The sequence below is a fragment of the Paenibacillus faecalis genome (assembly GCF_900289175.1).
Taxonomy (GTDB): Bacteria; Bacillota; Bacilli; order Paenibacillales; family Paenibacillaceae; genus Paenibacillus_AQ; species Paenibacillus_AQ faecalis.
The window spans coordinates 757,634-782,198 of sequence record NZ_LT985747.1 but is presented as its reverse complement, the minus strand read 5'-3'; the positions used below and the strand labels follow the sequence as shown (position 1 = coordinate 782,198).

The following is a 24,565-nucleotide window of genomic DNA, read 5'->3' as shown; positions in this document are numbered from 1 at the left end:
TTATTAACTAAGAACCACATAAAAAGGAGCTGCAAATGGATAATACAATCTACAATGAATTATTCAAAGTAAAGGACAAGCAATTAGAACAGTGTAAGGATGAAATAGACGCTTTTGAAGACTCTCTTCATGACATGGATAGACTGGTTCGGAATATTCTCGATGTAGTGAAAAGCTACGGGATTGCTGACCATGTGCATGATCATGTACTAGATAAGGTGGACAAGCACTTTGACCAGAATGGCATTACAAGAGACACATATCAATATTTAGTAGAGATTCTTGGGTAGGAGTCAAAATGACGTTTCCCAACTTGTTGGGAAAGGATTAACCAACATGGTTAGTATTGACGATTCATCATTTTGATGATCTAAATAAAATAAACATATACAAATCAAAATTATAAAAGGGACAAAATGGGCAAAGACACAACATTAAATGAAACAACAAGTAACATTAAAAGTTGTGGAACAGATCAATATGACGCACTCCACAACATTAAATGCGAAATTACAGGTCAAACATGTCCTTTGTTAAAGAGGCTTAATGATAATCATGAGAGCAGACTTTACAAAGTAGAGGAAGTTCTGAACGTTGCTAAGGCATTTCTACCTTGTGACTATTGTTCACTAGGATCGGCTTGTCAGAATATTAGTAGTCTCCAGAAAGTACGATTGGGCAGGTTGGAGAGGAGAGCCCTACAAATGGCTCCCCATGAAGATGAAAAAGGGCTAGTCTTGGAACCAGTGGATAGGACTCGTTCAGCAGATGAAGCAAACAGACGCGCTATAAGAAAGTTGAATAAACACGGATTGTTGTACATCGGCACAACATATGTTCCATATGAGACTAGAAATAAGAATTATATCTATAGTGTCATAAAGAGGGATTATAGAAAAAGGTCAATATGGATTACTCCATTGGGCAGATCAGTTCGCAATTATTTTAAGGATGAACTTGAAACTGGCAGACCAATAAGATGGGAAAAGTTCATATCAAAAAAACCAGACTTTGTTGAATATGAAGAACAGTTATTTGATAGATTGGAGAGTACATGTAGAGCGGAAAGTCGGTTTTATCAAAAGAGCCATACAATGATGTACATTGCTGATTTAATCAAAAAACTAAAAGGAGATGTCAAAAACGGTTAATCAACTCAATTTAAGCAGCTTGTTAGAGGAATATGGACTAGTAGCGGGACAGTTGAGTACAGACGGTTTACATTTGGAACCTATAAGTTTTATCAAGACATTATTAAGGGATGAAGATTATCCAATTGATATCGTTAGAGAGTTCTTGAACAATTATTACATACCAGACGTAACAGAAGCGTTTCTACGAGAGTTTTACAACGAAGGGGTATAGAATGAAGCAGATACATATTACAGGCTTAGACGGGCGTACAATGCGTGTGTACGTCCATGATAATTATGGTGAGAGTGAATGTGATTATTTTGAATACATAGAGAATGAAATGGAAGAGGAATAGGGTAGACCCTACGGACGATAGTCCCAGAGGTTCTGTGGAAATCAAATTGATTTAAGCGAAGACTAGAAGATATAGGGTTGTACGGAGTGTACAACTTTTCAGTTGCGGTGGAACGCACAATCTAAATACTGTTCGTGATCACAAGATTAGACATGGCGAAATCACCATATCCGAAAATTACACATTGATTTAACTAACGGAAAAATTCCGTAGGTTATTGGGATATGTTGAATATACAACCTACACGAAATTAGGGATAGTTTAATTAGATAAAAATACATAAAAAGAAAGTGGATTATACATATTGAATGGAAATCAAATATATCGAATGAGACAAGTTCTTCAATTCATAACCTTTAGAATGAGGGGAGGGGTTGAGGATAGCAATCACGGTTTCATCAGTTAATGGCTCAAGGTCACCTTATGAATGGTATGCAGAGAAATTAAAGGAGTTTGCTAAGGATAAATATGGTTTAGAAATTAATGTTGAACTGATACCCAATAATACATATAAAACAAATAACGAAAAAATCAATGACACCCAATAATAGGGTGTTATTTAGTTAACATTATACGTATAATTAATAATAGGTGTGTCATTAACTAACTATGAAAACGAGGTTGTTAAATGGTAATTGATAAAATTAAATGTGGCATCTATGCAAGGGTAAGTACAGACCGTCAGGGAGACTCAATAGAGAATCAAGTAGACCAAGCAAGAGAGTATATTAGACGGTTAGGGGATGAATATGATTCCGATGACATAACTGTCTATCCAGATGAAGCTGTATCAGGATATTACACCAGTGTATTTGATCGGGCAGAAATGAAGAAGGCAATTACAGACGCAAGAGAAGGAAGGATTCAATTACTTGTCTTCAAAGAAGTTAGCCGTGTGGGAAGAGATAAACAAGAAAATCCGGCTATCATTGGGATGTTCGAACAGTACGGAGTAAGAGTTATTGCGATTAATGATAATTACGACTCTCTGAATAAAGACAATATTACATTTGATATTCTTTCCGTTTTGTCTGAACAGGAAAGCAAGAAGATATCTGTACGTGTGAGTAGTGCAAGAAAGCAGAAAGCAGCGAGAGGGCAATGGAACGGTGAACCTCCCTTTGGTTATCGGGTTAATCCAGAAACTAAAAAATTAGTCATTCATGAAGAACTAGGGAAGATTCCTCCACTTGTTTTTGATCTGTATGTCAATAAAGGAATGGGTACTTTTAAAATTGCTGAATATTTAAACAAAAAGGGCGTGCTAACAAAGAATGGAAAGCTGTGGAGTAGAGAAACAGTTAATAGACTTATTCGAAATCCGGCCTACATTGGACAAGTTGCTTATGGAACAAGAAGGAATGTATTGAAGCGGGAGTACGATGAAAGAGGAGCAATGACCAAAAAGAAGATACAGATAAAAATGAATAGAAGTGAATGGCAAATAGTTGAAGATGCTCATCCTGCATTGGTGGACAAGGAAATGTTTTATAAAGCCCAAAAAATATTGGCATCTCGTACACATGAAAGAGGGATTAAAAGAGCCCATCATCCGTTAACGGGTATACTTGTATGCGGGATCTGTGGCGTAGGAATGGTATGTCAAAAACGCACACATGGCAATAAAGAATATCGTTATTACATTTGTAAAACTTATCATAAATATGGTCGGGATTCCTGTCCCCAAGCTAATATAAATGCTGATGAACTTGAAGCAGCAATTTTAAGTGATGTAAGAGACAAGTTAGGGAGTCTACCTAAACATTCGTTATTGTTAACTGCAAATAGGGAAGAGGATGTCAATAATCTGAGAAAGGAAATTAAAGCGGTCAACATTAAGCGAGACAAATTGATTAAAGATCAGAAGGATATATTTAATCAACGTGAACTTTTCACAGAAGAGTTGTATCGCTCTCAGATGATTGAATTAAAGAATAAAATAGCAGCTCTGGATGATGAACTTGTATTAATTGAGAATCAAATCAAAGGGATCGAGGAAAAGATTACCGAAGCTTCATCCCTTCAATATATAATTGAGGAGTTTAACGAGGTAAAGGTTGATGATACACAGCGTTTAAGGGTATTGCTTCATGACATTATTAGCAAGATAACAATAAAAGGTGAGCATTCAGTGATTGAATACATCTATGATTTCAGTAGTTAATTATGAAACACCCATCGAACCCGAAGTATCCATCATGGCGATAATGACCGCGTTGGATTCCGGAATCACCGTGTCATCCCACGTTTTAAACCTCAGATCATCGGGACTGATGCGGTGGATGCCCGGATTTCCGGCCATGGCATTACGACGGAGGTTCTCCAAAATTGTCCTTTTTTTATCGATGTTCGATACAATCCCTTTTTTTCGAATATCGTTAAAGACGATGGAATGAGTTTCGATCGCCTCCTTATCTTTTGGCTGAAGTAGCGGAAGCTCAAGTTCCTCGAACAGCATGTTTTCAAGTTCTTCAATACTAACTTCCGTCTCGATGACATCATATCCCGGCTGGTCTCCGGCTTTTTCGCCTTTTCCCGGCTGCTGCGAAGAATCGCGGCCTAGAACATCACCTACCTTGCTGTCACCGTCTCCCTGCCCAACATGTTTTTGCTTCTGATAATTATAAATAAACCGGTATTCATCAAGGCTTCGGATCGGCACTTTTATAATTTGTTTGCCATCGGAGAGGATAATATTTTCCTCTGTGATGAGATCAGGCAGGTTCTGTCTGATAACATCCTTGATTTTTTGTTGATGGCGAACCTGGTCCTGGTAGCCTTTGCGGTGAAGCGACCAATCTTCACGGGATACGATGAACGACAGAGAATCTTCGTTTTTCACGGACAAGCACCTCCCACCTATGTCCTTTACCTCATACAGGTTATAAGGTCTGTAGTACCCCATTATATTCCTGTAAACGTTCGTTATGTGAGTGTAGATACCGGGAACCTGCTTTTGAGCTTGGTCTATTTTTAAACCGCCTTTCACCAAAAAAAAACGATAAAAATCCCTGCACCCTCATATGTTGAAGAGGCAGGGAATGTAACTTAACCGTTCAGAACGAATACAAACAAGGCCAAAATCGTAAAGAGGACGACACCGTTAATAATGGCGCCGAGTATGGAGTAAGATCTTTTATGGGTTTTGGAAAAGCTTCCGATCAATCCAATGAGCAATCCGATCAGATTGATAGTCACAATGATAATAAACACGGCCGCCAAAGATGTCATCGCTTCTAGCGATTCCTGGGAAGGCTGAAGTACTTTACCATCAGGGGTAATATACGGCTCGATCATGGTCGTTCCGAGTGAAGCCATGAGGATATAACCAATCAAAGTTACTATGGAAATAACAAAAGAAATAATGCCATAACGGAACTGTTTAATATCCTCAGGTGGATTGATTTCGGTTTGTCCTGGTGGCTCTTTTTGATTCAGTGGTGGGGACTTGGTTTGATGTTTCATTATGTATTCTCTCCTTATTTTTTCCTGCAATTTTTTATCGTATTTGTTTTAAATTTTTCATAAAATTGTCGTGAAATCAAGCCTTTTGCTTCTGCTGGATTGGTGGCAAACGTGTATTCCTTCGGTTAAACTGATAAATAGACATTGATTAAAGGATAACACACTGTACGAGTAAACGTTAAAGGAGTGGTTGACAAAAATGCAAAAAGTTTTTATTGCCTGGGGAGCTGTCCTAATGGCACTGTCCGTAGCTCTTGGCGCATTCGGCGCCCATATACTGGAAGGAAAGATCAGCCCGGATGAAATATCGGTATATGAGACCGGAGTCCAGTATCATATGATTCATGGTATTGCAATTATCATTACGGGGATCGCGGCAGGATTGTTCGGTGAATCTAGAAAACTGTTCTGGGCGGGTGTGTTGTTTATCGCAGGGACGATTATTTTTTCTGGCAGCTTGTATGTTCTGAGCTTGAGCGGAATCAAATGGCTTGGGGCAATTACGCCGATTGGAGGCGTATCTTTTATAGCTGGCTGGCTAGTGCTTATGTCTTCGGCCTGGTCAGGAAAAAGAGCATAGCAAAACATAAATGTAAAAACGGCTTACCTGTTCCAGTTAAGGAAGGGGAAGCCGTTTTTCTTGAAGGAATATCGTCGTCTTTTAAAAAAAGGGACGACAAAATCGCTTCTTTTTAGTTTTAGCCGGCGCTGAACTCGTCAATTTCATTTACCTTAAATGTATAAACCTGTTTTTCATCCACATGATACACATTTACCATTTGATTGATTTCATCGTAATTGAGGATACGGCAAGGCAGACTAATCTGTTTGCCGTTACGGTTAGCTGTCAGTCTAACAAGGCGATTGTCTTTTGAGTAAATTTTAATCCATTCGTAAGGGTTATTCTCAGGAGGGGGTGAAACGCTGCTTTTAGCAGGCTTCTTTTCCTTTTCCGGTAGGATTGGACCTTTACTTGAATGATTATTGGAGTTAAATTCTTTATTGCTAGATGGTAATTCATCTGCTATGGAAATTGGCGCTTTGGCTTTAGAGATGACGGAGCGCTTCTTCGCCTGAACCAGGGTATCGATAATTTCTCCAAGCTCCATCCCTGATTTAATGCGAAAATCCATGACTGCTTCATTATTGTTCAGCATCTCTAGCAATTGCTGCAAAGCCAGTGCATTTGAGCGGCTTTTTATTAAAATATCAACATTAAATAAAAAGCCATTTTCATCAGTAGTTGCATTATTGTTCATAAATATACGGTTCACCAGCTTTCAAAATCATTCCTAAATTACACTATATCATACCTTCCAGATAATCATAGTCCTAATGTCATGATGTTTTTCATAAAAGTGTTTTTTTAGCCAGAGACGTTTGCACCATACTATCGCTTATAGAATACACATGATCTTAGTCAGGTGAGGGGAGGTGTGTTTCATGGTTACACTGCTGCCTATCGAAGTTGAAGGACATACCGTTATGGGAGTGGAAGTGAAGCTACCCAAGACTACACTTTTGGCCATATATACAACTCGCGGATATATCATGTGCGGGGCTTTGGATGTAGGTCTTCTTAACCAGAAGCTGTCAGACCGTCAGATTATTGCCGGAAGAGCTGTCGGAGTTCGAACACTTGAGGATTTGCTTGAGGCGCCGTTGGAGTCAGTTACCGTTGAAGCGGAGAAGTGGGGGATTCAGCCTGGCCAAAGAGGCAGGGATGCAATCCTTAAGATGCTGTAGATGTCGACTGGCGCATTGCCAGAAGCGCGATATTACAATGTTCGATTACAAACGAAAAGCTCGCACAGGCAGGATATTACGATTTTCCTGCGCAGTACGAGCGTCTGCGTAACTTGCACTCAAGCGATTGAACCCTGTATACCGAACGCTGGTGCGGAAGGTCGGCTACTCAACTAATGGGTAGCCTCCTATCCGATTCGATGGCAGTTAGATGGACGAGTTTACTAATATGCCCATTCTTTTTTCGTCTTTTGTTGACAGGATAAAGTGGATTTACTTGATTTTGTAGCTTGGGCTGACGATTTCTCCGCCGTCTACAATTAAATCTTCCTGTTTTTGCGCTTTTCCTTCAAAGAAGTTATCCAGAATCGCTTTTGTTCCAAGCTCAATGCGGTGTTGAGCTTCCAAAGTCATACCGGAGTAGTGGATGGTCATAGCTTGTTTTGGCATTGTTCTCCAAGGATGATCGGCAGCAGCAGGTTGTGGATACCACACGTCACCAGCGTAGCCAGCCAAATGTCCGGATTTCAGGGAGTCTACAAGAGCGTTTGTTTCCATGATTTTTCCGCGTGCGGTATTAACGATATAAGCACCTTGTTTGGTGCGACCTAAAACATCGCGGTTGAACAGCGTATCTGTTTGCTCTGTCAATGGAGCATGGATAGTGATAACATCACTGGTTTCCACCAGTTTGTCGAATGGAACGTATTCAACGTCCAACTGAGCTTCCAAATCTTCACGACGGTATGGATCGTTGTAAACCAATTTGACATCGAATGGGCGCAAACGGGCAGCGACACGTTGGCCGATGCGTCCAAATCCAAAGATACCGACTGTCTTCCCTTCGAGGTCGTGTGCATATGCACCAACTTTAGGCAGGCTCCACTCGCCACTTACTGCTTGCTGGTGACCGCCAACGAAGTTGCGGAGCAAGATCAGGATTTGCATGACAGCATGTTCCGCCACACTTACAACGTTACTTCCTGTAACTTCTGCAACCGTGATATTCCTTGCTGCGCAAGCTTTCAGATCAAAATGGTCAGAACCGACACCAGCTGTCACAGCCAATTTGAGATTCGGAGAACGCTCAATGAGCTCTTTTGTCAGGTAAGCAGGGTAGAACGGGCTACAAATAAAGATGGACATGTCAGCCAAGTGAGGCTCCAAAGACTCCTTTGCGTCGCTGATTGTAACGAATTCATGGCCCTTGCTTGCAAAGTACTCATGCAGGTTATAAGCTTTCTCAACGTTAAACAAATACCCTGGAGATTGTTCTGGCAATTCAACTACTGGGGGCAGTACCGCTACAATTTTCATGACGTATTCCTCCTTGGAATGAAAAATATAAATATAAAAAACCACTATATTTTGGTCAAAAGGTAGCGTTGGCTGATCCTTTTATCCAAAATGATAGTGGTTAGTTACTAAGCACATAAGTACCGTATACCATCCGCTTGTCATATGGAAAACATATTTTCTGTTCCATCTATGGGCTTTTCAAAAACAAATATAGATACAACTTCATCTTTCTCTAAATCTACATCAGTAAAAAGCTTTACAAATTTTACTCCTACCAGTTGTTCCATCTCAGTGGGAGCAAACTCGTTGTACAGCTCTTTTACCATGCGAGTACGCGCATGCCAGATCATATCTTGCCCTTCTTTTGAGCGGGTAATAAACCGTTCTACAGGACTTAGGCATCCACTCATATAAGCAATTGCCCAATTCCTAATAAAAGTTACTTTAATCTTTTCAGGGCCTTTTCCAATCTTATTTTTTCGATAAGTTCGAATAAGATTAGAAAATTGCTGTTCAAGTTTTTGTATAAATTTACTCATTCAAAACACCAAATATATAAATTGTCTATAATTTTTCTCACACATTGAATTGTATAACATAATAAACTAAATGTAAATAGTTTTGCATAATTAGGAATTTTTGTTGTTCTCTGTTTGCTAGAAAAATACATATTCTCACCATGACACCCAGCAATCTATAATCAATATAATGAAAGTGTGCGCGATATTCTATTTGAAATACAAATATGGAAATCGACACTTGGCGAAACTAAAAGGCATGAGTCCGGTACAGTATCGAACTCATGCACAACAAGTCGCCTAAAGAATTAACCTGTCTAAACTTTATGGGGTCACTTCATTAGACGGGTGGTCATACTTCATATTAAAATAAGTCATATAAAAGAAAACGCATTTTTTATGTAGGAAGTTGAAAATGTTCTTTAATTTGTTGATTATTTTGATTCGGAGTCAGGCCGGTAGGGTAAACTACAGGTAGCTGCTCAGTTTATTGTTGCAGATAATGTGTACTCCTAATGTGCACTGTAATGAAGTAAAAAGTTCAAGGCCAATGTCGGGCTTAAAAAGCCATTTTTAATGAATGAAGTATGGAAAAGGAAGGGGATTGACGATGGATAAAACACAATCAACGAACTCGGATAGCAAAACGAAAAACCATGGGGTAGAACAGGTGCTTAACCAGCAAGTAGCTAATTTGAATGTTCTATATGTAAAGCTCCATAACTACCATTGGTATGTAAAAGGTGATAATTTCTTCTCCCTTCACTCCAAGTTTGAGGAACTCTATGATGAAGTTACCTTGAAGATGGATGAGGTGGCTGAACGGCTGCTTGCGATCAAAGGGAAGCCTGCGGCAACGATGAAAGAATACCTTGAGCTTGCTACCATTCAGGAGGCCGCTGGCAATGAAGATAACCGCGGTATGGTACAGAAGCTGATCGAGGATTTTGCAACGTTGTCCGAGGAGCTGCAGGAAGGTATTGAAGTCGCTGAAAAAGCGGAGGATATGCCTACCACAGATATGCTGACAGGCTTTAAAACAGATTTTGAAAAGCATATGTGGATGCTTCGTTCTTTCCTTGGAAAATAAAAAGAATACAGTGAAGAGTAAGAGTGATTCCGAGGCTTGGCCGCTTGATGTGGTCAAGCTTCTTTAAATTTAAAATAAATCGTGGATTTTATACCTTTTACGCAATGACAAATATCACAGTTTGGCTTGTCCGGTTGAATTAAAGCACCTTTTATTATAAAATGACTTGAGAATCAGTGAGAATCAGATTAGAATAATTATAAATAAAGTTTTGTGATAAACCAGGGCGACCAATCCTGTTATCATATATACACCACAATACTTTTTTCGACGGAGGGAATATCATATGTCAACGAAGTTTGTCATTGAGGGCTTGAAAGCACAAATCGAAGGCAAGGAAATTTTGAAGGGCATTAACCTTGAAATGAATGGCGGAGAAGTACATGCCATTATGGGACCGAACGGAACAGGTAAAAGTACTCTCGCTTCTGCTCTGATGGGTCATCCTAAATATGAAGTTACCGAAGGAAGCGCAGTTTTGAATGGTGAAGATCTGCTTGAAATGGGCGTTGATGAGCGTTCATTGGCAGGGCTGTTCCTCGCTATGCAATACCCAAGTGAAATTGCAGGTGTGACCAACTCTGATTTCCTTCGTAGTGCAATTAATGCACATCGTGGTGAAGGCAATGAAATTTCTCTGATTAAGTTCATTCGTCAACTTGAAAACAAGATGAAAGATTTGGATATCAATCCTGAATTTGCTCATCGTTATCTGAATGAAGGCTTCTCCGGTGGTGAGAAGAAGCGTAACGAAATTTTGCAAATGATGATGATGGATCCAAAGGTTGTTATTTTGGACGAAATTGACTCCGGTCTGGATATTGACGCACTGCGAATCGTAGCTGACGGTGTCAATGCCATGAGAAACGAAGAGCGCAGCTTTTTAATCATTACCCACTATCAGCGATTGCTTAATTATATCACACCTGACTTTGTCCATGTAATGATGCAGGGGCGTATTGTTAAATCCGGCGGACCTGAACTCGCACAGCGCTTGGAAGCGGAAGGCTACGACTGGATCAAGGAAGAGCTGGGTATTACGGATGAAACTGTAGGTCAAGAATCATAAATTGACGGGAGGAGAAGACGAAATGACTACACAAACGATTCTTCCGGTCAACATTGAAGCATTGAAGGCACTGTCCGCAAGCAAGCAGGAACCTGCATGGGTAACGGAAAGCCGCCTGACGTCGCTGGAACTGGCCGGTCAGTTGGAATTGCCTAAGCTGGAGAAACAGCGTATAGACCGCTGGAATATCCACGCATTTGGTGAATATAAGGAAAGTGAACAGCTCTCGTCTTTAGAAGATCTTCCTGAAGAAGTCGCAAAGCTAGTTGAGGGTTCAAGAGAAGGCGGACTCGTAATTCAGCGAAACTCAGGGACGGTGTATTCGAAACTATCGGAGGATCTGTCTAAACAGGGCGTTATTTTTACCGATTTGCAAACAGCAGTTAAAGAGCATGAGAATCTCGTCAAGCCTTATTTACACGAGGCTGTGAAGCGTGACGAGCATTCCCTCGCCGCGCTGCATGCTGCTATCTGGAATGGCGGAATATTTTTGTACGTTCCTAAGAACGTAGAGGTGGAACTGCCATTGCAGGCTGTCATGCTCACGGACCGCGCTGATGCGTTATTTGCTCCGCATGTGCTTATCGTTGCTGAAGCGAACAGCCGTGTCACATATGTGGACAATTATATTTCTCATGGTTTGTCAGGGCATGTTACTCATAACGGAGCTGTTGAAGTTTTCGTTAAAAACGGGGCCAAGGTTCGCTTTGCAACGGTTCACCAACTGTCTTCAGATACGACGGATATCACATATCGCCGCGCCGTTGTTGAGAATGACGGAGCTATCGAATGGATTGTCGGCGAAATGAATGATGGCGACACTGCAAGCGATACGATGAGTGTTCTGAAAGGGAGCGGATCTGAGTCCGATGCGAAAGTAATTGCTGTTGGCTCCGGATCACAAAAGATTAATTACACGACTCAAGCACGTCATTTTGGTAAAAGTTCTGCAAGCCAGATGATCACCCGTGCCGTTATGCGTGAAGAAGCTCAGGCGATCATTAACGGGATTACAAAAATCGAAAAGGGCGCAACCAAAGCGGACGGGCAGCAAACCGAACGAGTATTGATGCTTAGCCCGAAAGCGCGTGGAGATGCCAACCCGATTCTCCTGATTGATGAAGATGATGTTACAGCAGGACACGCGGCATCCGTAGGACAGGTGAATCAGGAGCAGGTGTATTATCTGATGTCTCGCGGGATATCCCGAACAATGGCGGAATCGTTGATTATTTACGGCTTCCTGGCACCTGTAATCAGCGAGATTCCTTTAGAAGGTCTGCGTGACCAGCTTCAAGGGCTTGTTGAAAGGAAACTAGGACAATGAACGCTTTAATCCGCGAACAGTTTCCTATCCTGCATCAGGAAATAAACGGGCATCCGCTCGTGTACCTTGATAATGCTGCGACTTCTCAGAAGCCGCGTGCCGTTATTGATGCTGTAACCCGCTATTACGAGTGGGAGAATGCTAACGTACACCGCGGTGTTCATACGCTCGGCAGCCGTGCTACGGATGCGTATGAAGGAGCCAGGGAGAAGGTAGCCCGTTTTCTCCATGCGAAAAGCACGGAAGAAATCATTTTTACACGCGGGACGACAACGGCTCTTAACCTGGTAGCTTCATCGTATGCACGTTCTGTCTGCGGACCCGGTGATGAGATCGTTTTGACGGAAATGGAGCATCACAGTAATCTTATTCCGTGGCAGCAGGTGGCTTTGGCCGTCGGCGCTACGCTTAAATATATACCGATTCAACCGGACGGTACGATAAATCTGGATGATGTGGAAAAAACGGTAACCAGTCGTACTAAGATCGTGGCTATTGCCCATGTGTCCAATGTGATGGGGGTGGTTCACCCCGTAAAGGCGATTGGGGAGATCGCTCACAAGAACGGTGCTGTAATCGTCGTCGACGGTGCCCAGAGCACGCCGCATATGAAGGTGGACGTTCAGGACTTGGACTGCGACTTTTACACCCTTTCCGGGCATAAAATGTGCGCACCGACCGGTATTGGAGCTCTATACGGCAAAAAGGCGCTGCTTCAAAAGATGGAGCCGATAGAGTTCGGCGGTGAGATGATCAACGATGTTGGTCTCTACGAGTCCACCTGGAAGGAGCTTCCTTGGAAGTTTGAAGGAGGTACCCCGATCATTGCTGGCGCGGTTGGACTGGGCGCAGCCATCGATTTTCTCGAAGAGATTGGCATGGATGAGATCGAGCGCCATGAGAGCCGTCTTGCAGCTTATGCCATAGATCGGTTGGATGAGATCGATGGTATCACTCTGTACGGACCGCGTGAGCGCAAAGTTGGCCTCATTACTTTTAACCTGGGTGATGTGCATCCGCACGATGTCGCAACGGTGCTTGATACACAAGGGATTGCCATTCGTGCCGGTCATCATTGTTGTCAGCCGCTGATGCGCTGGCTCAAGGTATCATCTACAGCACGTGCAAGCTTTTATCTGTATAACACAGAAGAAGACATCGACAGGCTTGTCAGCGCCTTAATCCAAACGAAGGAGTTTTTTGGCGATGCAACTTGACGATTTGTACAGACGTGTCATTATGGATCATTATAAAAATCCGCGCAATCGAGGTAAGTTCGATGACGATGCTGTCACGATTGAACTGAACAACCCGACGTGTGGAGACCGGATTTCACTCCAGCTGAAGGTCGAGGATGGTATCGTGAAGGCTGCGAAGTTTTCAGGGGAAGGCTGCTCAATCAGCATGTCTTCCGCTTCGATGATGACCGATGCTGTCAAAGGGAAAACATTGGAAGCAGCTCTTGAGATGGCTTCTAAATTTTCCTCCCTGATGCAGGGCGAAGATGTGGAATTTGAAGATTATGAGGATATTGAAGCTTTGTCCGGTGTGAACAAGTTCCCTGCACGCATCAAATGCGCAACGCTGGCTTGGAATGCGCTGCGAAAAGGAATAGAAGGCACAGAAGAGAAACATTAGAACGATAGGGAGGTAAGACGAATGGCTAAGAAAGCTCCTGAATTAGAAGAGTACAAATATGGTTTCCGCGATGAACACAAGGCTATTTTTCAATCCGGAAAAGGTCTGACACGCGAAATTGTTACAGAGATATCCAAAATGAAGAACGAACCTCAATGGATGCTTGATTTCCGCCTGAAGTCTTTGGCGCAGTTCGAGAAAATGCCGATGCCGACATGGGGAGGTAATCTCGATGAACTGGACTTCAACGATATTCAGTATTACGTAAAACCTTCAGAGGGCAAAGGGAAAACATGGGAAGAAGTTCCGGCAGAAATCAAGGAAACTTTTGATAAGCTCGGTATTCCTGAGGCTGAACAGAAATTCCTGGCGGGTGTATCTGCTCAGTATGAATCTGAGGTTGTATATCACAATATGCAAAAAGAACTTGAGGACCAGGGAGTTATCTTCTCGGACACCGATACAGCGCTCAGAGAGCATCCTGAAATTTTTAAAGAATACTTCGCTACTGTCGTTCCAGCTACGGACAACAAGTTCGCGGCGTTGAACAGTGCGGTATGGTCCGGGGGCAGCTTTATTTACGTTCCAAAAGGAGTAAAATGTGAAATTCCGCTGCAAGCTTACTTCCGGATTAACTCGGAGAACATGGGTCAATTCGAACGCACACTCATCATTGCCGATGAAGATAGCTTTGTTCACTATGTTGAAGGTTGTACGGCTCCGATCTATAGTACAAACTCGCTTCACAGTGCTGTCGTTGAGATCATCTGTAAGAAGAATGCTCGCGTTCGTTACACGACCATTCAAAACTGGGCTCCGAATATTTATAACCTGGTTACGAAGCGTGCAGTTGCAGAAGAGAATGCAACGATGGAATGGGTCGATGGCAATATCGGTTCGAAGGTAACAATGAAGTATCCGGCAGTTCTTTTGAAAGGTCGCGGTGCTAAAGGTTCGGTTCTTTCTATCGCCGTTGCCGGTAAAGGACAGCATCAGGATTCAGGCGCCAAAATGCATCACCTGGCTCCGGATACGACCTCTACGATCGTATCCAAGTCGATTAGTAAGCACGGCGGTAAGGTAACCTACCGTGGACTTGCTTCCTTCGGCCGCAACGCCGATGGTGCTAAATCCAACGTAAAATGCGATACCTTGATTCTGGATAACGAGTCCACATCGGATACGATTCCGTATAACGAAATCAAGAATGATGATGTGATGCTGGAGCACGAAGCTACGGTATCCAAGGTATCCGAGGACCAGCTGTTCTATCTCATGAGCCGCGGATTGAGTGAAGATGAAGCAACGCAAATGATCATTATGGGCTTCATCGAGCCGTTCACCAAAGAGCTGCCGATGGAATATGCAGTAGAGATGAACCGTCTCATCAAATTCGAGATGGAAGGTAGTATCGGATAACCTTGAAGCAACAGGGCTTTCCAACTTTGATTTAGGGGTTTGTCCGTTTACTTTACGTACTGTTCGTACAGATTAATTTTTTCAGTAACATGTAAATACGTGTCTGCAGTGACTTTCACGCTCGCGTGTCCTAGTCGCTCGGACACGTATTTTATATTTGCGCCAGCTTTGAGTAGATGAACAGCATGAGTATGTTTAAGAGCATGCGGTGATAAATACTAGGACTGTGGCCCGCATACATACTTCTTTCGAATCCTGTCAAAGCTTTAAGAAAAATAAAGGAGCTCCCCCCAAGTTAATTGAAGATGAACCAGTGTTTCAGCAACCAGAACGTTGTGAAGGCTGTGTATGGGGAATGGACGGACACTAAGCAGGTTACCGTAAATTTGACGGGTATTGAATCAGTGCTGGACAATATGTCCCCAGTGATTAAAATGTGGGTTTTTTCTAACAAAACCCACATTTTTTTATGCCGATATCATATTGAACAAGCCACTCCCATAAAATCTGTTATTAGGTCAATGCATTGTAACCGGATACTGAATGGAGTGATGTTTATGTCAGATCCTTTTGTTGTACGTTCATTAGATGAGATACGTTTTTGGTCGCGCATTATGAAGGAACATTCCTTCTTTCTTCGCTTAGGTTTTAGGTGCGAGGACACTCAATTAATTGATGAGGCCAATCAATTCCAAGCGATCTTTGAGGATATCGAAAGAAGAGCTCATATGTATCAAGAAAATACTGATCCTCAAACCATAAGACAGTTTAACTCAGAAGTTTACAATGCAGCCACACACATTTGGGCATTTAAGCGGAAGGTACTCGGACTGATATTGCGGTGTAAACTTCCCGGAGGTAACAATTTTCCTCTGCTTGTAGATCATATTAGCCGGGAAGCAAGATATTTCAGTAACCGATTAGATGAACTTAATAAGGGAAGGCTTGAACCATTAGCTGATGCGATTATTGATGAGAATGTATTTTTTCTGAAAATTATGGCCGACCATGCAAAGTTTATAGGTCATTTGCTTGATCCGTCTGAAAGAAAGCTGGTAGAGCAAGCAAGAGAGTTTAGTCATGAATTCGATACGCTCATGTATCAGGCTATCGATTTAAGTTCAATGCGCCCTCAGTCGCAAACACATCCGCTTTTAAGTCAATTTGTTGATGAAAATCGCGTTTCAGTAAAATCATTACGTGATTTTAAGAAAACTGCACGTGACTTAATTGAAGAGTGCCGAATAAAAAGTATCATTCATCCTTTGTTAGCGGATCATGTTTTCCGTGAAGCAGAAAGATTCTTGTTTATTCTTGACATGTTTGATCGGTCATTGTCCGGTATGAAGGTAAACAGGAAAGAAATATTATTCTGAAATTGACTGAACATTTCGTATTATTAGGTCAACCAGAGATGTCTGGTTGGCTTATTTCCTTAGGTGCTAATCTAATTCAGTTATGGAAAGGTGTAACTCCTAAAATACATACTCGGGATAAAAGGGTAAAGGAGAAGAATCACTTATTCATATCGAACACCCTTTTTACAAAAACCTCCTTTGCATCTGTGTATTCATTAATTCCAGTGTTTTGCTTTGCAACAAACGATATTTTGATTTGCTCGTACTCTTTTCTTAGGGATTCATTAGAGTTTAAACAATCTCTAAAAAAAATTAAGTCTCTCCACTTTTCCCCTTCGAACTGAACTAAATGAATAAAATGAGTTTTTTCATTAAAAGAATCATCTTTAAATTTTGCTAATACAATTTCATTTTCCCTCTCAATTCTCAGCCTATAGAATCCAATTTTTTTAAACTTATCAAATAAGATTTCTTCAATTTCCTCTAGATTATCAACACCAACAAGAATATCTAGTACCGGTTTGGCTGCAATCTCTTTAATGGCTGTACTGCCAATATGTTCGATTCTTTCAAAATCTAGATCTAATGCAGACTGAATATCTATTTGAACTTCCTTAAACTCCATGGACCACTTTTGATTGTGAGGTACTAATTTAACTTCATTTCGTTTCAATCCTAAATTCATAATATATCGATCCTTTCAAGTGCTTAATGGTAAAGCAATTATCGATTGAAACTTATTCGTGATACATGAGCGACACTATTATACAATAAAAGGAAAATATGTACACATACTAAGTTCAATCATTTCAGGCACTATCAATGTATTGTCAATTACCTTGTAGCAGCAAAAAAGAGCGCCTATTAGGGCGCTCTTAAATATGGTATAATATGCCATGACAATAGAATGGCTATATGGGCGGTCGGCTAATCTCCCGGAAGGGAGGTGATGCCTGTGGAGGTCTACCAAGCATTGACGCTTATGATTTCATTTGCAACATTGGTTGTGCTAGTACTCTCCTTCAATCAAAAGAAATAGACCGTCCCTCTGACTAAGGATTGCGGTCTATTTCGGAACTTAGTTAACAGCCTTCCGCCCTTAAAAGCGGCTGTTGTCAAGGAGTGAGGATGTTAGCGCATCTTCGCTCCTTCTTTATTATATACATATTGTACCATATTATTACCCGTTTTCAAGAAGCTAATGCACTGCCCTGTGGCAAAAACTATAACGATGTCTCTTTTACTGGGCCTGCTTATCATATATTGTTTGAAGGCTTTGGACACTCCTGCTTGATCCTACATTTTCTTGCAAACGACGGCGTTTGTTATCGATTTGACGACTTAAATTGACAAAGTTTATGCTATGATCATGGACCGGCGGTATGTTTGGCTCCAAATTTTACGAAGGAGGAGATGAAATTGGTTAAGCTTAAAGATATTGCCGAGCGGGTTGGCGTATCCATATCTACGGTTTCCCGGGCAATTAATAACGATATAAGCCGTCCGGTCAGTGAAGAAACCAAGCAGAAAATCCGGAAAGCAGCTCTTGAGCTTGGATACAAACTAGATGAATCATCCAGAAACGCAGTGGGGAATAGCACAGCGATCAAGCGGATCGCGTGTATCGTTCCCCAACTTCTGATGGACGAACACCCTTATTTTTCAAAGGTTTTAGCCGGTTTTCATAAAAAAATGGAGGAACTTGGTCAGCCTCCGGCAATCGTTCGTACATGCGAAGAAGTATGTGATACGGAAAAAATGCGTCTGATGCTAAGAGAGACAAAGGTTCAAGGAATTGTCGCCATCAGCTGGTACGACGAAGAGCTGTTTCAGCTGATCCAGGAGGAGGGTATTGCGCTCATGGGGGTAAGTCTGAATGATGAACGGCTGAGCATACCCGTTGTGGACTGTGATCGCATCCTTTCGACAAGGGCAGCAGTACGTCATTTGATAGACCAAGGTCATACGAAGATTGCTTTTATCGGGGGACCCGCATATTCCAAGCAGATGGAAAGTGAAGAACGGTTTGTTGGGTATAAATTTGCCATGCTGGAGGCCAACCTTGAGCTGCGAAAGGAGTGGCTGATGGATACTCGCTGGAATGTGGACCGGAGCTTTACACTGCTGTCGGATCTTCTGGGTCGACTTCCAAAGTCGGAATGGCCGACTGCTGTTTTTTGTGCCAGTGATATGCTTGCTATTCCGGCCATGCGTGCCGTTGTCGAGAATGATGGCAGCATTCCAGAAGACATTGCGATCATGGGGATGGACAATATCGATGTGGCCCAGTATACAACCCCGCCGTTAACCTCCGTTTCGGTTCCTAAGTACGAAATCGGGAGAGTCGCAGCGAAATCAATCGTGGATTATTTGGATGGACATTTTCCGATAGCGACCAAAATATTGCTCCCAGGTTCACTTATTATCCGGGAATCCACTAATTTTTCTAGAAAATAAGACTTATATTCTGTGTTATATTATATTACATTACATCGAGTAATAGCCCTTCCTTGAAAAGCAGTCGCCGGTATGAAATACGGGACTGTTTTTTTGTGCCTAAAACAAGAAATTACAGGCGTTTCACTCCAAAACAATCCAAAAAAGTATTTGACAATACATAATTGCTATATTATTATAATTAAAATCACAGAGGGATTTGGAATTTTTCATTTCATTTGGAATCAATAAGTACTATCCTTCGATCAACCCACCTCAAATTTGATTGCGCTTACAATACTGATATAAAAGGTGTTTGCAATAAATGCATTCCTCGTGATGATGATGGTTGCTTTAATTAAGCATCTAGTTTAACTTCCATTACACCAAATTTAACTCCAAAACAATCCAAATATAACTTATTATTATCCAAAAAACGTATTTTCCGAAAATTATATATAGATTGATAAAACGTTATGATATCTAACATGTTTCGTTGAGAACCGCACAACACCATCGGTTTATCCGTGTTTTAGCGGCCATATTAAAAAGCAAGGGGGGGCATTAACGAATATATTAACGAGCGTACTGCAGCCGTAATACTTTCAATCTAAAAATTTGCGCTAACCGAAGCTTTGAATAATTGCCGTGATTTTGTGCAGTGCTGATGTTTTGCGGTGAATTGAACGCCCACAAATACATAACGAGGTGATGCTCTTTGGCGAATACGACTGTACAGCCCGTTGTAGATGCAGTACCTGAAACAAAACGTAAGCGTTTTAATTGGAAGCGTGTCTGGCGCAATTGGCAGCTTTATCTCCTTATTTCTCCGGTTATCGTTTATTACATTGTTTTTCATTACTTTCCGATGTACGGCATTCAGATCGCCTTTAAGGATTTCATAGCAACGAAAGGGATTTGGGGCAGTCCGTGGGTCGGCATGGAGCATTTTAACCGGTTCTTCGACAGTTATTATTTCTGGCGGCTAATCAAAAACACGCTGGGTATCGGTTTATACAGCCTTGCCGTCGGGTTTCCGATCCCGATTATTCTGGCTTTGCTCATGAATGAAATCAAAGCGGAACGATTCAAAAAGTTTGTACAAACGGTAACCTATGCGCCGCATTTTCTGTCAACCGTCGTCATTGTCGGAATGATGATGATCTTTCTGTCGCCGCGTTACGGCATCATCAATCACTTTATTGAAATGTTCGGAGGACAACCGATCAATTTCATGACCGAGCCTGCCTGGTTCAAGACATTATACGTTCTGTCGGACGTATGGCAGACGATGGGCTGGAGCTCCATTATTTATTTGGCTGCCCTTGCCGGCATTGACAACCAATTGCATGAAGCTGCGCGTGTAGACGGTGCAACACGGCTTCAGCGAATTTGGCACATTAACATTCCGGGCATCAGGCCAACCATTATCATTCTCCTGATTTTGAACATTGGAAGCGTTATGGGTATCGGCTTCGAGAAGGTACTCCTGATGCAAAACAATTTGAATTTAGAAAGCTCCGATATTATTTCTACATACGTGTATCGAATGGGGATACAGAATGCTGAATACAGCTTCTCCGCAGCCGTCGGATTGTTCAATTCCATCATCAATTTTGTTCTGCTGGTCGTTGTGAACTTTATTGCGAAGCGCGTAAGCGAGACGAGTCTTTGGTAGAGAAGGGAGGTTCAACTATGCAAATTGAAACCAGAGGGGACCGTATTTTTAATGTTCTTAACTATACCGTTTTGATCATGATCACCCTCATTGTGTTGTACCCGCTGCTTTTTGTGCTCAGTGCATCATTTAGCGATCCGCAGACGGTTCTCCGCGGCGAAATGCTGCTGTGGCCCAAGGGAGTCAATCTGAATTCATACGAAAAAATATTTCAGAACAAGGATATTATGAGCGGTTTCACCAACACGCTAATTTATACAACGGTAGGTACTGCAATTAATCTAACGATGACCATTCTTGCGGCATATCCACTGTCGCGGAAGGATTTTGTCGGGCGGAATGCGATTATGGCCTTGCTTGTTTTCACGATGTTTTTCAGCGGCGGGATGATTCCGACTTATTTGCTGATCAAAAACCTCGATATGTTGAATACGTTATGGGTCATGATTATTCCGAATGCTGTATCCATCTGGAACATCATCATTATGCGGACTTTCTTCCAACAGTCGATACCCGGCGAGCTTCAGGAGGCAGCAACGATCGACGGCTGCTCGAACATTAAAATATTGACCCGGATCATACTGCCACTGTCCATGCCGATTATCGCGGTGACGATTTTGTTCTATGCGGTCGGCCACTGGAATGCATTCTTTAACGCACTTTTGTATTTGTCGGATAAAGATAAGTTTCCGCTGCAGCTTATATTGCGGGAAATTCTGATACAGGGACAAACCAACGACATGGTCAAAATGTCGACAGAATCGGCGATCAAGCAGCAAAGGGAAGTGGAAGGGATCAAATATGCGGTGTTGGTTGTGGCTAATATTCCGATGCTGGTGCTCTATCCGTTCCTTCAGCGGTATTTTGTCAAGGGCGTTATGATCGGGGCCATCAAAGGATAATTCCTTGCATGGATATATGGATAAACATGAAAAGGGGAGGAAAACGGATGAAGCTAAAGAGATGGGGAAGTCTTCTGTTAACCTGCATGTTGTCGGTATCATTAGTGGTGGGATGCAGTTCGAAAAGTTCAGGAGGAGCGGTTGAATCGGATTCGTCAGATGCCGAGAGCAAGATGAATGAAACGGGATTTCCAATCGTAAATGAATCGATGACGGTGACAGGATTTGCCGGAAAGTTCTTTGCGAACGCGGACTGGAACAACATCAAGCTGTGGCAGGAATATGAAAAAATGACAAACATCAAAGTACAGTGGGAGACGGTACATAAAGATAATTTGGCTGAAAAACGAAATCTGCTGCTCGCAGGCGGCGATTATCCGGAAATGTTTTACGCTTCTGCGTTCCCTAGGGGGGACCTGTTAAAATACGGAAAACAAGGTGCGTTTATTCCGCTGAATGACCTGATTGATAAACATGCACCGAACTTCAAGGCATTGATGGAAAAGTACCCGATTATTGAAAAGGGGATTACGATGCCGGACGGTAACATTTACGGATTGCCGACTCTTTTTGATCCGGAATTCAAATCGGTGCTGTATGGAACGCCGTGGGTGAAGTCGGACTGGCTCAAGAAGCTTAATATTCCAGAGCCGCAAACGTTGGATGATTTTTATAACATGCTAAAAGCATTTAAAGAGAATGATCCAAGCGGAAACGGCCAGAAGGATGAGTACGCCTGGGGCGGCGTTGGGACGGCCGGCATTGTGAATTATTTACGCGGTTCGTTTGGCCTTAATTATAACGGAACATCGAATATACACGTCGACACGCACCCGGAGAGCGGCAAGGTTCGTTTCATACCGACAGATCCACGATACAAAGAACTGCTTCAGTTTGTTCATAAGTTGTATAAAGACGGCCTGCTGGAGCAGGATATTATGTCCGTTAAAAGCACGGAGATCGATGCCAAGGGAACCGAAGGGCTTCTTGGGGTCGTGGATAACGTGGACCCGGTCGCTATTTACAACCAGAAGGGATATGTCGGACTGCCTGTACTGAAGGGGTCACACGGAGATCAGATGTACAGCGCCACAGGTTCGCCGCTTGGCAATATCGGAATGTTTGTCCTGACCGATAAAGCGAAAAATCCGGCCGCAATGATCCGCTGGATGGATTATTTTTATAGTGATGAAGGCATTCGCATGTTCTTTATGGGCTGGAAGGATGAGACGTATAAGGAAGACGCGGAGGGTAATGTAGACTATGTAGACGACATCAAGAACAACCCGGACGGACTCAGTCTTGACCAAGCGGTTGGACAGTATTTGATCTGGCCTGGCGGATATTATCCTGGCTTTGTGACGCAGAAGTATTTTAAAGGAGCGGAAGGATTGCCAACGTCTGTAGAAAATGCAAAAAAAGCCGAGCCGTACGTAATCCCTCAAGACAAAGTTTGGCCGCCGTTTAACTTTACAGCAGATGAGCAGTCCGAACTCACCGGTATTCAAACAGATATTTACACGTATGTGGACGAAATGCGGGATAAGTTTATATCCGGCAATGAATCTTTTGATAACTGGGATCAATACGTAGCGAATCTGCAAAAAATGGGGTTGGACCGCTACCTGTCCATTTATCAATCTGCGGCAGAACGATACGCCAAGTAAAGATGTAAAACCTGAACATAAAGGAGACATTATATGAGCCAAATAAAAGCAATATTAATCGGGGCAGGAGCAAGAGGGGCGGGGGGATATGCCCCTTACGCCCTGGATTATCCGCATGAACTGACCTTTGTAGCTGTAGCTGAGGCAGACCCGGGGAGAAGAAACCGCTTTGCTGAGAAGTATGGGATTTCTCCTGAACGATGTTATGAATCCTGGGAGCCGCTGCTGGCAGAACCGCGCTTAGCTGATATTGCCGTGATCTGTACACAGGATCGCATGCATTATGGACCGACGATGCAGGCACTGGACAAAAAATATCACGTTCTCTTGGAGAAGCCTATGTCTCCCGACCCGAAGGAATGTTTGGAGATGGAACAGGCGGCGATTCAGAACAACAGGCTTCTGACGATCTGTCATGTTTTGAGATATACCCCGTTTTGGAGCACCATGAAACGTTTGATTCAACAGGGAGCTATCGGAGAAGTCGCTTCGATCCAGCTGAATGAAAATGTGGGGTACTGGCATATTGCACACAGTTTTGTCCGGGGGAATTGGAACAACTCCGAGAAAGCCAGTCCGATGATTCTGGCCAAATCCTGTCATGACATGGATGTATTGTCCTGGCTGATGGACCGGACGTGTACGCAGGTGACCTCCTTTGGCTCGTTGATGCACTTTCGTGAAGAGCATGCGCCTGAAGGTTCGGCTGACCGCTGTCTGGATTGCAAGGTGGAATCCACCTGTGCTTATTCGGCGCCACGCTTTTATTTGAGTGATCAGTACAAGGGATGGGCAGGGCACTTTACCCAGGAGCTGACCAAGGCAAGCATCATTCAGGGGCTCCGGGAAACAGACTACGGCCGCTGCGTATATCGGAGCGACAACAATGTAGTCGATCATCAGGTCGTGAATATGGAGTTTGAGGGGGGCGCTACTGCTATGTTCAGCATGTGCGGCTTTACATACGAGCAGGAGCGAAGAATTCAGATCATGGGCACACGTGGCGAGCTGCGGGGAGAGGAAGACAAAATCATGGTCTTTGATTTTTTATCCGGCCAAAAAACAGAGATTACGATCCCTTCCCAATCCAGCGGACATGGCGGGGGAGACAGCGGCATTGTTGCCAGCTTCCTGAATGAGGTCCGTAACTATAACGGACAGGAAAGCCTGACATCGGCCAGTGCCTCCGTTCGCAGTCATCTCATCGCGTTCGCCGCAGAGAAGTCACGTTTGAATCACGGACAATCGATCAATCTGAAGCAGTACGCAGAGGAGTTGATGTCGCAAAAGGAAACAGTAAAATAAAATGGAAATATGTTTAACATAAACTGTAACCCGAGAGATGGACACTTTGAAAAAAGCACCTTCTTTCGGGTTCTCTGTTCTTAAAAGCCTAGCTTCATATCTAATAATAGGTTTTAACATATTTGTTTTTTGTGAACAACTTCATTGTATTGGTGTTTT

Annotated in this window: 25 protein-coding genes and 2 pseudogenes; 20 read left to right on the top strand and 7 right to left on the bottom strand. The window is 42.7% G+C overall.

Going from position 1 to position 24,565, the window contains the following annotated elements; translation table 11 throughout:
* Nucleotides 1-35 precede the first annotated feature (35 nt).
* The 5 genes from C8268_RS03795 to C8268_RS03780 all read left to right on the top strand — a co-directional run bounded on the left by C8268_RS03795 (nucleotide 36) and on the right by C8268_RS03780 (nucleotide 3,653).
* Entirely contained in the window at nucleotides 36-290 is a 255-nt protein-coding gene (locus C8268_RS03795) for a hypothetical protein (RefSeq protein WP_106766447.1), read from the top strand.
* 126 nt (nucleotides 291-416) lie between these two features.
* A complete protein-coding gene (locus tag C8268_RS03790) occupies nucleotides 417-1,151 on the top strand; it encodes a hypothetical protein (RefSeq protein WP_106766446.1) in 735 nt (244 codons plus the stop codon).
* A gap of 215 nt (nucleotides 1,152-1,366) precedes the next feature.
* Complete coding sequence (locus C8268_RS23290) at nucleotides 1,367-1,489, top strand: hypothetical protein (protein ID WP_272939317.1); 123 nt, start codon at nucleotides 1,367-1,369, stop codon at nucleotides 1,487-1,489.
* 374 nt (nucleotides 1,490-1,863) lie between these two features.
* Nucleotides 1,864-2,037, top strand: a complete 174-nt coding sequence (locus tag C8268_RS22590; protein ID WP_158702663.1) for a hypothetical protein — start codon at nucleotides 1,864-1,866, stop codon at nucleotides 2,035-2,037.
* Nucleotides 2,038-2,117: 80 nt separating this feature from the next.
* Nucleotides 2,118-3,653, top strand: coding sequence for a recombinase family protein (locus C8268_RS03780; protein WP_106766444.1), 1,536 nt, complete (start codon nucleotides 2,118-2,120; stop codon nucleotides 3,651-3,653).
* 9 nt (nucleotides 3,654-3,662) lie between these two features.
* Here the strand turns inward: C8268_RS03780 and C8268_RS03775 are convergent.
* Together C8268_RS03775 and C8268_RS03770 are read right to left on the bottom strand one after the other, a co-directional pair.
* Nucleotides 3,663-4,331, bottom strand: a pseudogene (locus tag C8268_RS03775) (DUF444 family protein); the annotation flags it as partial.
* Nucleotides 4,332-4,537: 206 nt separating this feature from the next.
* Nucleotides 4,538-4,954 carry a hypothetical protein gene (locus C8268_RS03770; RefSeq protein ID WP_106766443.1) on the bottom strand — a complete coding sequence of 139 codons (417 nt, stop codon included), beginning with the start codon at nucleotides 4,952-4,954 and terminating at the stop codon, nucleotides 4,538-4,540.
* 199 nt (nucleotides 4,955-5,153) lie between these two features.
* Between C8268_RS03770 and C8268_RS03765 the strand changes: the two genes are divergently transcribed.
* Complete coding sequence (locus tag C8268_RS03765; protein ID WP_106766442.1) at nucleotides 5,154-5,534, top strand: DUF423 domain-containing protein; 381 nt, start codon at nucleotides 5,154-5,156, stop codon at nucleotides 5,532-5,534.
* 118 nt (nucleotides 5,535-5,652) lie between these two features.
* Here the strand turns inward: C8268_RS03765 and C8268_RS03760 are convergent, their stop codons facing one another.
* Nucleotides 5,653-6,213 (bottom strand): hypothetical protein, encoded by a 561-nt coding sequence (locus C8268_RS03760; protein ID WP_106766441.1) that lies wholly within the window; start codon nucleotides 6,211-6,213, stop codon nucleotides 5,653-5,655.
* A 184-nt stretch (nucleotides 6,214-6,397) separates the two neighbouring features.
* Between C8268_RS03760 and C8268_RS03755 the strand changes: the two genes are divergently transcribed.
* Nucleotides 6,398-6,700, top strand: a complete 303-nt coding sequence (locus C8268_RS03755) for a YunC family protein (RefSeq protein ID WP_106766440.1) — start codon at nucleotides 6,398-6,400, stop codon at nucleotides 6,698-6,700.
* A 273-nt stretch (nucleotides 6,701-6,973) separates the two neighbouring features.
* Here C8268_RS03755 and C8268_RS03750 read toward each other — a convergent pair whose 3' ends face one another.
* Nucleotides 6,974-8,017 (bottom strand): NAD-dependent formate dehydrogenase, encoded by a 1,044-nt coding sequence (locus C8268_RS03750; protein WP_106766439.1) that lies wholly within the window; start codon nucleotides 8,015-8,017, stop codon nucleotides 6,974-6,976.
* A 140-nt stretch (nucleotides 8,018-8,157) separates the two neighbouring features.
* Nucleotides 8,158-8,538, bottom strand: a complete 381-nt coding sequence (locus C8268_RS03745; protein ID WP_106766438.1) for a Na-translocating system protein MpsC family protein — start codon at nucleotides 8,536-8,538, stop codon at nucleotides 8,158-8,160.
* Between the two features lie 589 nt (nucleotides 8,539-9,127).
* Here C8268_RS03745 and C8268_RS03740 point away from each other — a divergent pair.
* The 6 genes from C8268_RS03740 (at nucleotide 9,128) to sufB (ending at nucleotide 15,060) form a co-directional block, all read left to right on the top strand.
* Nucleotides 9,128-9,607, top strand: coding sequence for a Dps family protein (locus C8268_RS03740; protein ID WP_106766437.1), 480 nt, complete (start codon nucleotides 9,128-9,130; stop codon nucleotides 9,605-9,607).
* A 286-nt stretch (nucleotides 9,608-9,893) separates the two neighbouring features.
* Nucleotides 9,894-10,676, top strand: a complete 783-nt coding sequence (gene sufC, locus C8268_RS03735; RefSeq protein WP_106766436.1) for a Fe-S cluster assembly ATPase SufC — start codon at nucleotides 9,894-9,896, stop codon at nucleotides 10,674-10,676.
* 22 nt (nucleotides 10,677-10,698) lie between these two features.
* On the top strand, nucleotides 10,699-12,003 hold the full coding sequence (sufD, locus tag C8268_RS03730) for a Fe-S cluster assembly protein SufD (protein WP_106766435.1): 1,305 nt from the start codon (nucleotides 10,699-10,701) through the stop codon (nucleotides 12,001-12,003).
* The gene (locus C8268_RS03725; RefSeq protein WP_106766434.1) at nucleotides 12,000-13,220 is read left to right on the top strand and encodes a cysteine desulfurase; all 1,221 of its coding nucleotides are present in this window, start codon (nucleotides 12,000-12,002) and stop codon (nucleotides 13,218-13,220) included. Before sufD ends, C8268_RS03725 begins: the two co-directional genes overlap by 4 nt.
* Nucleotides 13,210-13,641, top strand: coding sequence for a Fe-S cluster assembly sulfur transfer protein SufU (sufU, locus tag C8268_RS03720; RefSeq protein ID WP_106766433.1), 432 nt, complete (start codon nucleotides 13,210-13,212; stop codon nucleotides 13,639-13,641). Before C8268_RS03725 ends, sufU begins: the two co-directional genes overlap by 11 nt.
* A 21-nt stretch (nucleotides 13,642-13,662) precedes the next feature.
* Nucleotides 13,663-15,060: a Fe-S cluster assembly protein SufB gene (sufB, locus tag C8268_RS03715; RefSeq protein ID WP_106766432.1), complete on the top strand. Its 1,398-nt coding sequence runs from the start codon at nucleotides 13,663-13,665 to the stop codon at nucleotides 15,058-15,060.
* Nucleotides 15,061-15,107: 47 nt separating this feature from the next.
* On the opposite strand, the pseudogene C8268_RS23590 reads toward sufB, so the two are convergent.
* A pseudogene (locus C8268_RS23590) lies at nucleotides 15,108-15,309 on the bottom strand (tyrosine-type recombinase/integrase); the annotation flags it as partial.
* Between the two features lie 308 nt (nucleotides 15,310-15,617).
* Between C8268_RS23590 and C8268_RS03705 the strand changes: the two are divergent.
* Nucleotides 15,618-16,436, top strand: a complete 819-nt coding sequence (locus tag C8268_RS03705; protein ID WP_106769828.1) for a DUF2935 domain-containing protein — start codon at nucleotides 15,618-15,620, stop codon at nucleotides 16,434-16,436.
* Nucleotides 16,437-16,575: 139 nt separating this feature from the next.
* Here the strand turns inward: C8268_RS03705 and C8268_RS03700 are convergent, their stop codons facing one another.
* Entirely contained in the window at nucleotides 16,576-17,103 is a 528-nt protein-coding gene (locus C8268_RS03700) for a GrpB family protein (RefSeq protein ID WP_106766431.1), read from the bottom strand.
* Nucleotides 17,104-17,367: 264 nt separating this feature from the next.
* On the opposite strand from C8268_RS03700, the gene C8268_RS23455 reads away from it, so the two are divergent.
* The 6 genes from C8268_RS23455 to C8268_RS03675 all read left to right on the top strand — a co-directional run bounded on the left by C8268_RS23455 (nucleotide 17,368) and on the right by C8268_RS03675 (nucleotide 24,406).
* Complete coding sequence (locus C8268_RS23455) at nucleotides 17,368-17,457, top strand: putative holin-like toxin (RefSeq protein ID WP_420094231.1); 90 nt, start codon at nucleotides 17,368-17,370, stop codon at nucleotides 17,455-17,457.
* 380 nt (nucleotides 17,458-17,837) lie between these two features.
* Nucleotides 17,838-18,875 carry a LacI family DNA-binding transcriptional regulator gene (locus tag C8268_RS03695; RefSeq protein ID WP_106766430.1) on the top strand — a complete coding sequence of 346 codons (1,038 nt, stop codon included), beginning with the start codon at nucleotides 17,838-17,840 and terminating at the stop codon, nucleotides 18,873-18,875.
* 697 nt (nucleotides 18,876-19,572) lie between these two features.
* A complete protein-coding gene (locus C8268_RS03690) occupies nucleotides 19,573-20,532 on the top strand; it encodes an ABC transporter permease (protein ID WP_106766429.1) in 960 nt (319 codons plus the stop codon).
* Between the two features lie 17 nt (nucleotides 20,533-20,549).
* Nucleotides 20,550-21,434 (top strand): carbohydrate ABC transporter permease, encoded by an 885-nt coding sequence (locus C8268_RS03685; RefSeq protein ID WP_106766428.1) that lies wholly within the window; start codon nucleotides 20,550-20,552, stop codon nucleotides 21,432-21,434.
* A 47-nt stretch (nucleotides 21,435-21,481) separates the two neighbouring features.
* Nucleotides 21,482-23,101, top strand: coding sequence for an extracellular solute-binding protein (locus tag C8268_RS03680; protein WP_106766427.1), 1,620 nt, complete (start codon nucleotides 21,482-21,484; stop codon nucleotides 23,099-23,101).
* A gap of 33 nt (nucleotides 23,102-23,134) precedes the next feature.
* Nucleotides 23,135-24,406 (top strand): Gfo/Idh/MocA family protein, encoded by a 1,272-nt coding sequence (locus tag C8268_RS03675; RefSeq protein WP_106766426.1) that lies wholly within the window; start codon nucleotides 23,135-23,137, stop codon nucleotides 24,404-24,406.
* The last annotated feature ends 159 nt before the right edge of the window (nucleotides 24,407-24,565 follow it).

Bases quoted from the DNA above. Each gene is read 5' to 3' on its own strand.
- C8268_RS03795 (WP_106766447.1), top strand. From the start codon at position 36: ATGGATAATACAATCTACAATGAATTATTCAAAGTAAAGGACAAGCAA.
- C8268_RS03790 (WP_106766446.1), top strand. From the start codon at position 417: ATGGGCAAAGACACAACATTAAATGAAACAACAAGTAACATTAAAAGT.
- C8268_RS23290 (WP_272939317.1), top strand. From the start codon at position 1,367: ATGAAGCAGATACATATTACAGGCTTAGACGGGCGTACAATGCGTGTG.
- C8268_RS03780 (WP_106766444.1), top strand. From the start codon at position 2,118: ATGGTAATTGATAAAATTAAATGTGGCATCTATGCAAGGGTAAGTACA.
- C8268_RS03770 (WP_106766443.1), bottom strand. From the start codon at position 4,954: ATGAAACATCAAACCAAGTCCCCACCACTGAATCAAAAAGAGCCACCA.
- C8268_RS03765 (WP_106766442.1), top strand. From the start codon at position 5,154: ATGCAAAAAGTTTTTATTGCCTGGGGAGCTGTCCTAATGGCACTGTCC.
- C8268_RS03760 (WP_106766441.1), bottom strand. From the start codon at position 6,213: ATGAACAATAATGCAACTACTGATGAAAATGGCTTTTTATTTAATGTT.
- C8268_RS03755 (WP_106766440.1), top strand. From the start codon at position 6,398: ATGGTTACACTGCTGCCTATCGAAGTTGAAGGACATACCGTTATGGGA.
- C8268_RS03750 (WP_106766439.1), bottom strand. From the start codon at position 8,017: ATGAAAATTGTAGCGGTACTGCCCCCAGTAGTTGAATTGCCAGAACAA.
- C8268_RS03745 (WP_106766438.1), bottom strand. From the start codon at position 8,538: ATGAGTAAATTTATACAAAAACTTGAACAGCAATTTTCTAATCTTATT.
- C8268_RS03740 (WP_106766437.1), top strand. From the start codon at position 9,128: ATGGATAAAACACAATCAACGAACTCGGATAGCAAAACGAAAAACCAT.
- sufC (WP_106766436.1), top strand. From the start codon at position 9,894: ATGTCAACGAAGTTTGTCATTGAGGGCTTGAAAGCACAAATCGAAGGC.
- sufD (WP_106766435.1), top strand. From the start codon at position 10,699: ATGACTACACAAACGATTCTTCCGGTCAACATTGAAGCATTGAAGGCA.
- C8268_RS03725 (WP_106766434.1), top strand. From the start codon at position 12,000: ATGAACGCTTTAATCCGCGAACAGTTTCCTATCCTGCATCAGGAAATA.
- sufU (WP_106766433.1), top strand. From the start codon at position 13,210: ATGCAACTTGACGATTTGTACAGACGTGTCATTATGGATCATTATAAA.
- sufB (WP_106766432.1), top strand. From the start codon at position 13,663: ATGGCTAAGAAAGCTCCTGAATTAGAAGAGTACAAATATGGTTTCCGC.
- C8268_RS03705 (WP_106769828.1), top strand. From the start codon at position 15,618: ATGTCAGATCCTTTTGTTGTACGTTCATTAGATGAGATACGTTTTTGG.
- C8268_RS03700 (WP_106766431.1), bottom strand. From the start codon at position 17,103: ATGAATTTAGGATTGAAACGAAATGAAGTTAAATTAGTACCTCACAAT.
- C8268_RS23455 (WP_420094231.1), top strand. From the start codon at position 17,368: ATGCCTGTGGAGGTCTACCAAGCATTGACGCTTATGATTTCATTTGCA.
- C8268_RS03685 (WP_106766428.1), top strand. From the start codon at position 20,550: ATGCAAATTGAAACCAGAGGGGACCGTATTTTTAATGTTCTTAACTAT.
- C8268_RS03680 (WP_106766427.1), top strand. From the start codon at position 21,482: ATGAAGCTAAAGAGATGGGGAAGTCTTCTGTTAACCTGCATGTTGTCG.
- C8268_RS03675 (WP_106766426.1), top strand. From the start codon at position 23,135: ATGAGCCAAATAAAAGCAATATTAATCGGGGCAGGAGCAAGAGGGGCG.